Below are 12616 nucleotides of genomic sequence, written 5' to 3' on the forward strand. Positions count from 1 at the left end.
GCGTCCCGCAGAGGGGACCGACGATGAGCACCGAGGTGGAGCAGGGCCGGGTGGCGGGCGAGGAGCCCACCGAGCTCAAGCGGGTCATGGGGCCGAAGCTGCTCCTGCTGTTCATCGTCGGCGACATCCTCGGCACCGGCGTCTACGCGCTGACCGGTGAGGTCGCGGCCGAGGTCGGCGGCGCGGCGTGGGTGCCCTTCCTCGTCGCGTTCGTCATCGCGACGATCACGGCGTTCTCCTACCTCGAGCTCGTGACGAAGTACCCGCAGGCGGCCGGTGCGGCCCTCTACACGCACAAGGCGTTCGGGCTGCACTTCGTGACGTTCATCGTCGCCTTCACCGTCATGTGCTCCGGCATCACGAGCGCCTCGACCGCCTCACGGGCCTTCGCCTCGAACTTCGCCAAGGGCTTCGGGCTGGACGCCGACAACGCGACGCTCATCATGGCGATCGCGCTGGCCTTCATGGGGCTGGTCGCGCTCGTCAACTTCCGCGGGGTGGGGGAGTCGGTCAAGGCCAACATCGTCCTCACCTGCGTCGAGCTCTCCGGCCTGCTGCTCGTCATCATGGTCGGCTTCTACGCCGTCTTCGCCGGCCGCACCGACTTCAGCCGCACGGTCGTCTTCGACAGCCCCGGCGACAAGAACGCCTTCCTCGCCGTCACCGCCGCGACCTCGCTCGCGTTCTTCGCGATGGTCGGCTTCGAGGACTCGGTCAACATGGCCGAGGAGACCAAGGACCCGGTCCGCAACTTCCCGAAGATGATGCTGACCGGCCTGGGCATCACCGGCGCGATCTACGTCCTCGTGGCGCTCTTCGCGGTGGCGATCGTCCCCGTCGGCGAGCTGGCGAGCGGGGACACCCCGCTGGTGACGGTCGTCGAGACCGCGGCCCCCGACATCCCCATCTCGACCCTCCTGCCCTTCATCTCGATGTTCGCCGTCGCCAACTCGGCCCTCATCAACATGCTCATGGCCAGCCGCCTGCTCTACGGGATGGCCCGCCAGGAGGTCCTGCCGCCCTTCCTCGGCAAGGTGCACCGCGGTCGGCAGACGCCGTGGGCGGCCATCCTCTTCACGACCGCCGTCGCCGTCGGGCTCATCGTCGTCGTGACCCAGAACGCGCAGGGCCAGGTCATCTCGGCCCTCGGCGGGACGACCGCGCTGCTCCTGCTCGGGGTCTTCACGATCGTCAACGTCTGTGTGCTCGTCCTGCGCCGCGACCGGATCGACCGCAAGCACTTCGTCGCGCCGACGGTCCTGCCGGTCATCGGGGCGGTCCTGTGCGCGTTCTTCGTCGGCCCGTGGACCGGGCGCGACGGGCTGCAGTACCAGATCGCCGGCTGGCTGCTCGCGATCGGCGTCGTGCTCTGGGCGATCACGTGGTTCGCCAACCGCGCCATCCGCGGCAAGAAGACCTACCTGCGCGACCCCGAGGACCTCGCGGAGTCCGAGGGCACCGTCAACTGAGGGGGACCGGCCCGGTCGACTCGCGCACGACGAGCTCGGTCGGCATGACGACCTGCTCGAGCACCGGCGCGTCGCCGGTCAGCGCGCGCAGGAGGAGCACCGCGGCCTCGCGGCCCTGGGCGGCGACGTCCTGGCGGACGGTCGTCAGGCCGAGGACGCCCGAGAGCACGTAGTCGTCGATGCCGATGACCGAGAGGTCCTCCGGCACGCGCAGTCCGCCCTTGCGGGCGCTCTCGCGCACGCCGATGGCCATCTCGTCGGAGGCGGCGACGACCGCCGTCGGGCGCTGCGGGTGCGAGAGGAGGACCGCGCTGTCGCGGGCGGCGGCCTCCGCGGTCCAGTCCGAGCCGAGGATCCACTCCTCGACGACCTCGAGGCCCGACTCGGCCATCGTCGTGCGGAACGCGGTGAGGCGGTCCTGCGGCGTCTGGACGTGCGCGACGTTGCGGGGGACGTCGCCGATGTAGCCGATCCGGCGGTGCCCGAGCGAGATGAGGTGCTCGACGGCGGTGCGCATCGTCGCGCCGTCGTCGATGCGCACGCACGCGCGGCCGGGGACCGCGGAGCCGATGGCCACGAGCGGCAGGCCCAGCCGGTCGACGAGCTCGACCTCCTCGGGCTCCATCGGCACGTTGAGGGTGATGACGCCGTCGACGCGCTTCCAGAGCATGTTCTGCGTCAGCGGCAGGCGCTGGTCGTAGCTGTCGTCCTCGAGGTCGAAGAGGATCGCGTGGTGCCCGTGCGAGCGCAGCTCCTTCTCGATGGCGCTGACGAGGGTCGCGAAGAACCAGCGGGTGAGGAACGGCGCGACGACGGCGACGACCCTGGTCCGCCCGGAGGCGAGGGACGTCGCCGTCGGCGACGCGACGTAGTGCAGCTCCTCGGCGACCTCGAGGACCCGTTGCCGGGTCTCGGGGGAGACCCGGTCCAGGCCCCGGAGCGCGCGGGAGACCGTGGCCACGGAGACCCCGGCCGCCCGCGCGACGTCCGTGATGGTGCTGATGTCGACACCTCTTCCCGGTGCTCGGCGCCGCTCAGCCCTTGAGCCCGCCCGCGAGCAGGCCGCGGACGAAGAAGCGCTGGAGGGCGAGGAACACCGCGACGGGGACGACCATCGAGATGAACGCACCGGCCGAGAGGATGTACCAGGCGCTGCCGCGCGAGCCCGAGAGCTCGGCGACGCGGACGGTCACCGGGGCGACGTCCGGTGTGCCACCGAGGAACACGAGCGAGACGAGCAGGTCGTTCCAGACCCAGAGGAACTGGAAGATGCCGAACGCCGCGAGGGCCGGGGTGAGCAGCGGCAGGAGGATCTTGAAGAAGATCGTCACGTGCCCCGCACCGTCGACCCGGGCGGCCTCCATGAGCTCGCCGGGCAGCTCCTTCATGAAGTTGTGGATGAGGAACGTCGCGAGCGGTAGCGCGAAGATCGTGTGCGACAACCACACGCTCCAGTAGGACGCACCGAACCCGAGCTTGTTGACGTAGATGTCGAGCAGCGGGATGAGCGCGACCTGCAGGGGCACGATCTGCAGCGCGAAGACGGCGACGAACAGGAAGTCCCGGCCCGGGAACGGCATCCACGCGAAGGCGTACGCCGCGAGCGAGGCGAGGAAGATCGGCAGGAGCACCGCGGGGACGGTGATGACGATCGTGTTGATGAAGTACTGGCTGAAGCTCGAGGTGCTGCTCGGCGCGAGCGCCTGGCGGTAGTTCTCGAGCGTGAAGTCACCCGGGTTGCTGAAGGCGGTCCACCAGCCGGTGCGCTGGATGTCGATCTGCCGGCGGAACGAGGTGACGAACAGGCCGATCGTCGGCAGGGTCCACAGGACCGCGATGACGACGGCGACGAGGGAGGCCCAGGGCGAGGTGATCGCCTTGGCGGCGTTGCCGGCGGCCGACTTCTTGCGGCGCTTGCCGGTGACGGTGACGCCGCTCTCGGTGGTGACGGACTCTGGCGTGGCGGCGGGCTGGAGGGTGCTCACGACTCAGGCCTCCTTCCGCATCTGCACGATGTTGTAGGTGACGATCGGGACGACGAGGATGAAGAGCAGCACCGCGAGCGCGGCCCCGAGACCGGGGGCGTTGTAGCGGAAGCTCTGGTTGTAGAACTCGTTGGCGACGACCGAGGTGTCGAACTGGCCGGCCGTCATGGTCCGGACGATGTCGAAGACCTTGAGCGTGCCGATGCCGATCGTCGTGAGGACGACGACGAGGGCGGAGCGGATGCTCGGCAGCGTGATGAAGCGGAACATCCGGAAGCCCGAGACGCCGTCGAGGCGCGCGGCCTCGATGATGTCGTCGGGGATGGCCTTGATGGCGGCGGAGAGGACGGTCATCGCGAACCCGGCCTGGATCCAGACCATGACGATGATGAGCATGAGCGTGTTGACCGGGGCGTCGAGGAGGAACTGCTGGGTCTCGAAGCCCAGCGCCTTGAGGACGCCGTTGAGCAGGCCGATCTGCGGCCGCTCGGTCTGCTTGTACTGGTAGACGAACTTCCAGATGATGCCGGCGCCGACCATCGAGATGGCCATCGGCAGGAAGATCAGGGCCTTGGCGAAGGCCTCGCCGCGGGCGCGGTCGATGAGGATCGCGTACAGCAGGCCGATCGCGGTCGCGAGGAACGGGACGAGGACCACCCAGAGGGCGGTGTTGCGCAGCACCGTCAGCAGCTCGGGCTGGGTGAACATCTGCACGTAGTTGTCGAGCGTGAAGCCGGCCTCGCCGGAGCGGCCGCGCAGCGACTGGATGATCGTGAGGATGGCCGGGTAGAGCAGGCCGACGGCGAGCAGGAAGATCGCGGGGAGGGCGAAGAGGAAGCCCTGGACCTTCTCTCCCTCGCGGCCCTTGAAGAGCGAGGCGAGGAAGAGGACGAGGCCGAAGATCGCGGCGAACAGCAGGACCGCGAAGGCCATGAGGAGGAACTTGCCGCCGGTGCTCTCGGCACGCAGGAGGGGCTCGGGGAGGATTCCGACCGGGAGGGCCTGCAGCACGCTGGACACCATCACGACCGCCTTTCGGGGTGGCTCGGACAGGGGGAGCCGGGGTGGGGTGGGTACGCCCACCCCACCCCGGCTCGTGGACCTGTGCTCAGGTCAGGACTTCGGCCAGGACTGCTCGATGTAGTCCAGCGTGGACGCGTCGTCCTTGCCGGTGATCCAGTCGGTCATGCCCTTCCAGAACGTGCCCGCACCCACGGCGCCCGGCATGAGGTCGGAGCCGTCGAAGCGGAAGGTGGCGTTCGCGTCGGTCAGCTGCTCGGCCGACAGCTTGTCGACCGGGTTCTTCAGCAGCGAGGCGTCGGCGTTCTTGTTGGCGGTGACACAGCCACCGGAGCCGCAGGTCTTGGCCCGCTCGTTGGCCCACTCGACCGAGGAGAGGTAGGTCTGGAAGGCCTTGACCTCGGGACGGTCGGCGAAGGCGGCGACGAACTCGCCACCACCGAGGACCGGGCGGTCCTCCGCGGTCTTCGACGGCAGGTAGAAGGCCCAGACGTCGCCGTCCTCGGCGACCTTGGTGCCCTCGGGCCAGTTGGCCGCGTAGAACGAGGCCTGACGGTGCATGTAGCAGGAGCCGTCGAGGATCGGCTGGCCCGCGTCCTGGAAGGACGTGGAGGCGATCGTCTTGACGTCACCGAAGCCGCCGTTGACGTAGGCCGGGTTCTTGAGGATCTTGCCGACCTCGGCGAGGGCGGTGGCGACCGACGGGTCGTTGAAGGGGATCTCGTGCTTGACCCACTTGTCGTAGGTCTCCGCACCCGCCGTGCGGAGCATGACGTCCTCGACCCAGTCCGTCGCCGGCCAGCCGGTGGCGTCGCCGGACTCGATGCCCGCGCACCACGGCTTGGCGTCCGGGTTGTCCTTGGCGATCTTGTCGGTCAGGGCGAGGAGCTCGTCCCAGGTCGTCGGGATCTGGTAGCCCTTGTCGGCGAAGGCCGAGGGGGAGTACCAGACGAAGGACTTGACGTTGGCGCCGAGGGCGGCGGCGTAGAACGTGCCGTCGACGGTGCCGTACTCCTTGAAGTCGGGCATGTTCTTGTCGACGTTGGCGGTGACCTCGGCCGGGGCCGGCTTCACGGCGCCGGTGGCGACCATCGTCTGGAGCAGGCCGGGCTGCGGCAGGTACGCGATGTCGGGGGCGTTGCCGCCCTTGACGCGGACCGGGAGCTGCGCCTCGAACTCCTTGGAGCCTTCGTACTTGATGGTGACGCCGGTGCACTCCTCGAACGGCTTGTAGGAGGCGATGTGCGGCCCGTCCTCGGGCGCGGTGATCGAGGTGTAGACGGAGACCGTCTTGCCCTTGAGGTCGCCGAACGCCGTGTAGGGCGCGCAGTCGATGCTGCTGGTGCCACCGCTGCTCGCGGTGTCGCCGGAACCGCCGGAGTCACCGGAGCCGCAGGCCGTGGCGCTGAGGGCCACCGCCAGGACTCCGGAGAACGCCAGGGCGCGGCGCGTCGAGATGAGGGCCATTGCCCGCCTCCATTTCACTGGGTCGCACCGAGGCGGGATGCCTCGGCGGTGAGGGGAACCGGGAGTAACGTAAAAGCGTTTACACATGCGGGTCAACGGCCTGTGGAGCGTGTGCGGTAACGATTACGTAACACGGCCGCCGCCCGGGTGGCGATCCCGCGGCCGCTCGGGTCAGCGGACGGGCGCGCCGATGCCCGCGACGACCGCGGCGTGCGGCGTGCCGGAGCCGTCGCGCTTGCCCGTCGCCGCGGGCAGCTCGAGGGCGACGCCGCCGGCCCCGGAGGCGCGGGCCGGCAGGGCCCCGACCCATGCGAGGACGAGCGCGTCCTCGCCGCGCAGGAACCGGTGCGCACGGACGCCTCCGGTCGCCCGCCCCTTGGCCGGGTACTCCGTGTACGGCGCGACCTTCATCGAGCCGCCCTGGGTGCCGGGCAGCGCGTCGGACGACCCGGAGGAGGTGACGACGACGTTCTCGGCGGCGGGGTCGATGGCTCCGAAGAACACGGCGGAAGCCTTGGGGGAGAGGCGGATCCCCGCCATACCGCCGGCGGCGCGACCCTGCGGGCGGACCGAGGCGGCCGGGAAGCGCAGCAGCTGGGCGTCGCTCGAGACGAAGACGAGGTCCTCGGCGCCGTCGCGCAGCTCGACCGCCCCGACGACGGAGTCGCCGTCCTTGAGCGAGACGACCTCCCAGTCGGGGCTCTTCGGGTACTCGGGCACGACCCGCTTGACGACGCCCTGTGCCGTGCCGAGCGCGAGCCCCGGGCCGGAGGGGTCGAGCGAGACGATGGTCAGCGGCTCCTCGCCGCGCGGCAGGTCGACGTAGACCGCCAGCGGCGCACCGCCCGAGAGGCTGGGGGAGCCACCGAGCGGCGGCAGCGCCGGCAGCTCGAGGGCGGACATCCGGACCATCCGGCCGCGGGAGGTGACGAGCGCGAACTCGCCTCTCGCGGTGGTGCGCACGGCGCCGATGATCGCGTCGTGCTTGGCGCGGGGACCGTCGGCGGGGATCGGCTCCGCGGTCGAGGTGCGGGCGAGCAGACCGGTCGAGGAGAGCAGCACCCAGCACGGGTCGTCGCTGACCTCGAGCGGCGTGGTCTGCGTGACGGGCGTACCGGCCGACTCCAGGAGCACGGTGCGGCGGGGGGTGCCGTGGGCCTTGGCCACGTCGGCGAGCTCGCCGGAGACGGTGCGGCGCAGCAGCTTCTCGTCGCCGAGGATGGCCTCGAGCTCCTCGATGAGGCGCTTCAGCTCGTCGCGCTCGGCCTCGAGCTCGATGCGCGAGAACTTCGTGAGCCGACGCAGCTGGAGCTCGAGGATGTACTCGGCCTGGACCTCGGAGAGGTCGAAGACGTCGATGAGGCGGGCGCGCGCGGCGGAGGCGTCGTCGCTGGCGCGGATCAGCTGGATGACCTCGTCGATGTCGAGGATCGCGACGAGCAGGCCCTCGACGAGGTGCAGGCGGTCCCTGCGCTTGCCGAGGCGGTACTCGGTGCGCCGGCGCACGACGTCGGTGCGGAACTGCACGTAGACGCGCAGCAGCTCCTTGAGCCCGAGGGTCTGCGGCTGGCCGTCGACGAGCGCGACGTTGTTGATGCCGAAGGAGTCCTCCATCGGCGTGTGCTTGTAGAGCTGCTCGAGGACGGCCTCGGGGTTGAACCCGTTCTTGACCTCGAAGACCAGGCGCAGGCCGTTCTTGCGGTCGGTGAGGTCCTTGACGTCGGAGATGCCCTGGAGCTTCTTGGCCTGGACGAGGACCTTGACCCGCTCGATGACCTTCTCGGGGCCGACGAGGTAGGGCAGCTCGGTGACGACGATGCCCATCCGGCGGGGGGTGAGCTTCTCGACGCGGGCGCTGGCGCGGGTGAGGAACTTGCCGCGGCCGGTGAGGTACGCGTCGCGGATGCCGTCGAGCCCGACGATGCGGCCGCCGCCGGGCAGGTCGGGGCCGGGGACGAACTTCATGAGGTCGTCGAGGGAGCAGTCGGGGTGGTCGAGCAGGTGCCGGGCGGCGCCGACGACCTCGACGAGGTTGTGCGGCGCCATGTTCGTCGCCATCCCGACGGCGATGCCGCTCGTGCCGTTGACGAGCAGGTTCGGGTAGGCGGCCGGCAGGACGCCGGGCTGGAGGAGGGAGTCGTCGTAGTTGGGGACGAAGTCGACGGTCTCCTCGTCGAGGCTCGTGACCATGAGCAGCGCTGCGGGGGCCATCCGGGCCTCGGTGTAGCGGGAGGCGGCCGGGCCGTCGTCGAGGGAGCCGAAGTTGCCGTGGCCGTCGACGAGCGGCAGGCGCATCGTCCACGGCTGGGCCAGGCGCACGAGGGCGTCGTAGATCGCCTGGTCGCCGTGCGGGTGGTACTTGCCCATGACCTCGCCGACGACGCGGGAGGACTTGACGTGCGGGCGGTCCGGGCGCAGGCCGAGCTCGGACATCCCGTAGAGGATGCGGCGCTGGACCGGCTTGAGCCCGTCGCGGGCGTCGGGCAGCGCCCGGCTGTAGATGACGCTGTAGGAGTACTCGAGGAACGCGCTGCGCATCTCCTCCTCGACGTCGATGTCGACGACCTTGCCGAGGGCGTCCTCGGGGGGAGGCGGGGTGGTGGTGCGCTTGGCCATGGGGTGGCGGCCGTCCTCGTGCTCGTGCGGGGGCCGGGGGAGTCACGCCCCGGCAGGAGTCACCTCCATCCTCACAAACGCCACCGTCGGGGTCGTCACGACACTCCGAACCGGCCCCGGTGCAGCACCTCGTCGACCCCGCGGCGCCGGCGCGTGCGGGCCGAGCCGGACACCCGCTCGGCCTCGTGGCCGAGGGCCAGCACGCCGACGAGGCGGCGCCCGGCGGGCACGTCGAAGGCCTCGAGCACGGCCTCGTGCCGGGCGGCGGGGACCCCGAAGAACAGCGCCCCCAGCCCGCGGTCGACGGCGCCGAGGAGCACGAGCATCGCCGCCATCGCGGTGTCGGTGTCCCAGTAGGGGACCGGCCAGCGGGCGGGGTCGCGGTCGGTCCAGCCCTTGTCCGGCTCGGCGTAGCGGTCGAGGTAGGCGTCGGGGTCGGACAGGCAGAGCAGGAGGACGGGGGCCGCCGAGACGCCGCGCAGCCAGGCGTCGGGGGCACCCGGTCCCGACGCGGCGGCCCAGTAGCGCTCGCGGTCGGCCGCGTCCAGCAGCGCCACGAAGTCCCAGCCCTGGCTGAAGCCGGCGCTCGGGGCGCGGACGGCGAGCGCCACGAGGTCGCGCACGACCTCCTCGGGCACCGGCGCGTCGGGGTCGAACCGTCGGACCATGCGCCGTCGTCGGACGGCCTCGTCGAGCTCCACGCGGACAGTGTGCCCGTCACGCGTCCGTCACCCGGGGGTGGCAGGATGGGCGGCATGGCGGAGGAGACGCTCCCCCCGGGCTACCCCATCGCGTGGGAGGCCGACGTGGTGCTCCGCGACGGCACGGTGGCCAGCGTCCGCCCGATCCGCCCCGCCGACGGCGATGCCCTGCGCCGCTTCCACAACGCGCAGTCCGACGAGTCGATCTACCTGCGCTTCTTCGCGCCGCTGCGCCGGCTCTCGGACGCCGACGTGCACCGGTTCACCCACGTCGACTACACCGACCGCGTCGCGCTCGTCGTGACGATGCGCGAGGAGATCATCGGCGTCGGGCGCTTCGACCGGCTCGACGCCCGCAGCGCCGAGGTCGCCTTCAACATCAGCGACCACTACCAGGGCAAGGGCATCGGGTCGGTGCTGCTCGAGCACCTCGCGGCCATCGCCCGCGACGTCGGCATCGCCCGGTTCACCGCCGAGGTCCTCCCGCAGAACCGCAAGATGCTCGCCGTCTTCTCCGACGCGGGGTACGAGGTCGCGCGGCGGGTCGAGGACGGCGTCGTCGAGGTCGGCTTCGACATCGAGCCGACCGACCGCTCGCGCGCGGTCGAGATGAGCCGAGAGCACCGCGCCGAGGCCCAGAGCCTGCGCTCGGTCCTCACCCCCGACACCATCGCCGTCGTCGGCGCGAGCCGGCGCACCGACACCTTCGGCGGGCAGCTGCTCGACCGGCTCCTGGAGTCGGGGTTCGCGGGGCGCGTCGTGCCGGTCAACCCCAGCTCGAAGAAGGTGCGCCGGCTCACCTGCTACCCCACGGTGCGCGACGTGCCGGGGACGGTCGACCTCGCGATCATCGCCGTGCCCGCCGAGGCGGTCCTCGACGTCGTCGACGACTGCGCCGAGGTCGGGGTCAAGGCGCTGCTCGTCGTCTCCGCGGGCTTCGCCGAGGACGGGCCGGAGGGCGCCGCGCGGCAGGCCGAGCTCGTCCGGCGGGCCCGCGGGGCCGGGATGCGCGTCATCGGGCCGAACTCGTTCGGCATCATCAACAACGACCCCGGGGTGCGGCTCAACGCCACGCTCGCCCCGACCCTTCCGCCGCCGGGCCGGCTCGGGCTGTTCGCGCAGTCGGGGGCGCTCGGCATCGCGGTGCTCGCGTCGGCCGCCCGGCGCAACCTGGGCATCTCGACCTTCGGCTCGGCCGGCAACCGGGCGGACGTGTCCGGCAACGACTTCATGCAGTACTGGATCGACGACGCCTCGACCGACGCGGTCGGCCTCTACCTGGAGTCGATGGGCAACCCGCGCAAGTTCTCGCGGATCGCGCGCAAGCTCGCGCGGATCAAGCCGGTCATCGTCGTCAAGTCGGGCGTCTCGCGCTTCGGGGTGCCGCCGGGGCACGAGGTGCGCGAGACCAAGGCCCGCCCCGAGGTCTTCCGGGCGATGCTCAACCAGGCCGGCGTCATCCGCGTCGAGAACGTCCACCAGCTCTTCGACGTCGGCCAGCTCGTCGTCCACCAGCCGCTGCCCGCGGGCGACCGGGTGGCCGTCGTCGGCAACTCCGCCGCGCTCGGGGCGCTGACCGGCGACGCCTGCGCCAGCTGGGGGCTGACGGTCGCGCACGGCCCGGTCAGCCTGCCGAGCGAGGCCTCGGCCGAGGACTTCCACGCCGCCCTGCGCCGCGCCTTCGAGGACCCCGGGGTCGACTCGGTCGTCTCGTGCTTCATCCCGCCGCTCGCGACCGGCGACGCCGACGTCGCCGCCGCCGTGCGGGCCGCGGCCGCCGACTCCGACAAGCCGTGCGTCGCGACCTTCCTCGGGCTGCGCGGCGTCGACGACCGCGGCTCGGTGACGGGCACCGGCGGCGAGAGCCGCGCCATCCCCGTCTACGCGATGCCCGAGGACGCCGTGCGCGCGCTCGCGGCCGCGACCCGCTACGGGCAGTGGCGGGCCCGCGAGCACGGCACCCCCGTCGCGCCGGTCGGCATCAACCGGCGGGTGGCCGAGGACGTCGTCGAGACCGTCCTGTCGGTGCACCCCAACGGCCGCCGGCTCACCCACGACGAGGCGACCGCGCTCCTGTCGGCCTACGGCGTCGACCTCTGGGGCCAGCAGGAGGTCGCGTCCGTCGAGGACGCCGTCGCCGCGGCCGAGCGGGTCGGGTACCCGGTCGTCCTCAAGTCCGTCGCCCCGATGGTCCGCCACCAGGGCGGCTCGGGCGGCGTGCGCGTCGACCTCGACGGCGAGCGCTCGCTGCGCGCCGCCTGGGCCTCGCTCAGCGAGCGGCTCGCCCCGCTGCAGGCCGACCGCTTCGTCGTCCAGCGGATGGCCAGCCAGGGCGTGGCGTGCGTCGTCTCGTCGGACGAGGACCCGCTCTTCGGCCCGGTCATCGGCTTCTCGGTGGCCGGCCTGCCGACCGAGCTTCTCGGCGACGTCGCCTACCGCATCCCGCCCCTGACCGACGTCACCGTCTCCGAGCTCATCTCGTCGGTCAAGGCCGCCCCGGTCCTCCACGGCTACCGCGGGCAGACGCCCGTGCACCGCGCCGCGCTCGCCGACCTCATCGCGCGCATCTCGGTGCTCGCCGACGACATGCCCGAGGTCGCCTCCCTCGTGCTCAACCCGGTCAACGCGCACCCCGGCGGGGTCGAGGTGCTCGGGGCCGAGATCTCCGTCGCGCCGGCGCCCCGGCGGATCGACCCCGGACGCCGCTCGCTCACCTGATCGGCGGTGTCGGCGGGGACCGTCGCCGGGGCGCGGCACAATGGCCCCCATGACCAGCGCCCACCACGCTCCCGCCCTCCCGGCGGACCTCATCTCCTCGATCGACCGCGCCGGGTACTTCCCGGCGCTCGTCGCGGACGTCGTCTCGGCGGCGCTGGGGACCGAGCGCATCGACAACCACCTCGTGCACCTCGAGACGACCTTCGACCGCGACGTCGTCCGGCGCCACATCACCGTGCTGGTCCTCACCCCGACCCGGCTGCTCATCGCGCACGCCGACGACCACGCCGACGAGCCGCCGGCGCCGCAGGAGGTCGCGACCGCGACGACCGAGTCGATCCCGCTCTCGGCGGTCAAGGGCGTCATGCTCACCCACGTCGTCGAGAAGCCCGAGTCCTACGTGCCCGGCACGCTCGGCCGCGAGGTGACGCTCACCCTCGGCTGGGGCACCGTCGCGCGCGTCGACATGGTCCCGGCCACGTGCAGCGACCCCGACTGCGACGCCGACCACGGCTACGAGGGCACGATCACCGGCGACGACATCGCGCTGCGCATCTCGGCCGCGGCCGACGGCGACGACAAGCTGCAGCGGGCGCTGGCGTTCGCGCGCGAGCTGTCCGGCGCCATCGGGCAGCGCTGA

General features: G+C 71.7%; 9 protein-coding genes. 3 read left to right on the forward strand and 6 right to left on the reverse strand.

The annotated features are described in order from the left end of the window. Positions 1-23 precede the first annotated feature (23 nt). Entirely contained in the window at positions 24-1469 is a 1446-nt protein-coding gene (locus HL663_RS11915) for an APC family permease (RefSeq protein ID WP_286175582.1), read from the forward strand. Here the strand turns inward: HL663_RS11915 and HL663_RS11920 are convergent. The 6 genes from HL663_RS11920 to HL663_RS11945 form a co-directional block, all read right to left on the reverse strand. Beyond that, a complete protein-coding gene (locus tag HL663_RS11920) occupies positions 1462-2430 on the reverse strand; it encodes a LacI family DNA-binding transcriptional regulator (protein ID WP_286175583.1) in 969 nt (322 codons plus the stop codon). The two genes, HL663_RS11915 and HL663_RS11920, sit on opposite strands and share 8 nt — an antisense overlap. Before the next feature lie 73 nt (positions 2431-2503). After that, positions 2504-3454, reverse strand: coding sequence for a carbohydrate ABC transporter permease (locus tag HL663_RS11925; protein ID WP_173028588.1), 951 nt, complete (start codon positions 3452-3454; stop codon positions 2504-2506). Between the two features lie 3 nt (positions 3455-3457). Next, complete coding sequence (locus HL663_RS11930) at positions 3458-4477, reverse strand: carbohydrate ABC transporter permease (RefSeq protein WP_173028589.1); 1020 nt, start codon at positions 4475-4477, stop codon at positions 3458-3460. 90 nt (positions 4478-4567) lie between these two features. After that, complete coding sequence (locus tag HL663_RS11935; RefSeq protein WP_173028590.1) at positions 4568-5941, reverse strand: ABC transporter substrate-binding protein; 1374 nt, start codon at positions 5939-5941, stop codon at positions 4568-4570. A gap of 171 nt (positions 5942-6112) precedes the next feature. After that, on the reverse strand, positions 6113-8557 hold the full coding sequence (locus HL663_RS11940) for a DNA gyrase/topoisomerase IV subunit A (protein WP_173028591.1): 2445 nt from the start codon (positions 8555-8557) through the stop codon (positions 6113-6115). Between the two features lie 95 nt (positions 8558-8652). Next, positions 8653-9258 (reverse strand): nitroreductase family protein, encoded by a 606-nt coding sequence (locus HL663_RS11945; protein WP_173028592.1) that lies wholly within the window; start codon positions 9256-9258, stop codon positions 8653-8655. A gap of 54 nt (positions 9259-9312) precedes the next feature. Here HL663_RS11945 and HL663_RS11950 point away from each other — a divergent pair, with 54 nt between their 5' ends. Beyond that, positions 9313-11976, forward strand: coding sequence for a bifunctional acetate--CoA ligase family protein/GNAT family N-acetyltransferase (locus tag HL663_RS11950; RefSeq protein ID WP_173028593.1), 2664 nt, complete (start codon positions 9313-9315; stop codon positions 11974-11976). Positions 11977-12025: 49 nt separating this feature from the next. Then, positions 12026-12616: a DUF5998 family protein gene (locus tag HL663_RS11955; RefSeq protein WP_173028594.1), complete on the forward strand. Its 591-nt coding sequence runs from the start codon at positions 12026-12028 to the stop codon at positions 12614-12616.

It is taken from the genome of Arthrobacter sp. NEB 688 (assembly GCF_013201035.1).
Classification (GTDB): domain Bacteria; phylum Actinomycetota; class Actinomycetes; order Actinomycetales; family Dermatophilaceae; genus Phycicoccus.

What these genes read in the sequence shown, in the direction of transcription:
- HL663_RS11950 (WP_173028593.1), top strand. Translation starts at nt 9,313, where the DNA reads ATGGCGGAGGAGACGCTCCCCCCGGGCTACCCCATCGCGTGGGAGGCC.
- HL663_RS11935 (WP_173028590.1), bottom strand. Translation starts at nt 5,941, where the DNA reads ATGGCCCTCATCTCGACGCGCCGCGCCCTGGCGTTCTCCGGAGTCCTG.
- HL663_RS11915 (WP_286175582.1), top strand. Translation starts at nt 24, where the DNA reads ATGAGCACCGAGGTGGAGCAGGGCCGGGTGGCGGGCGAGGAGCCCACC.
- HL663_RS11940 (WP_173028591.1), bottom strand. Translation starts at nt 8,557, where the DNA reads ATGGCCAAGCGCACCACCACCCCGCCTCCCCCCGAGGACGCCCTCGGC.
- HL663_RS11930 (WP_173028589.1), bottom strand. Translation starts at nt 4,477, where the DNA reads ATGGTGTCCAGCGTGCTGCAGGCCCTCCCGGTCGGAATCCTCCCCGAG.
- HL663_RS11955 (WP_173028594.1), top strand. Translation starts at nt 12,026, where the DNA reads ATGACCAGCGCCCACCACGCTCCCGCCCTCCCGGCGGACCTCATCTCC.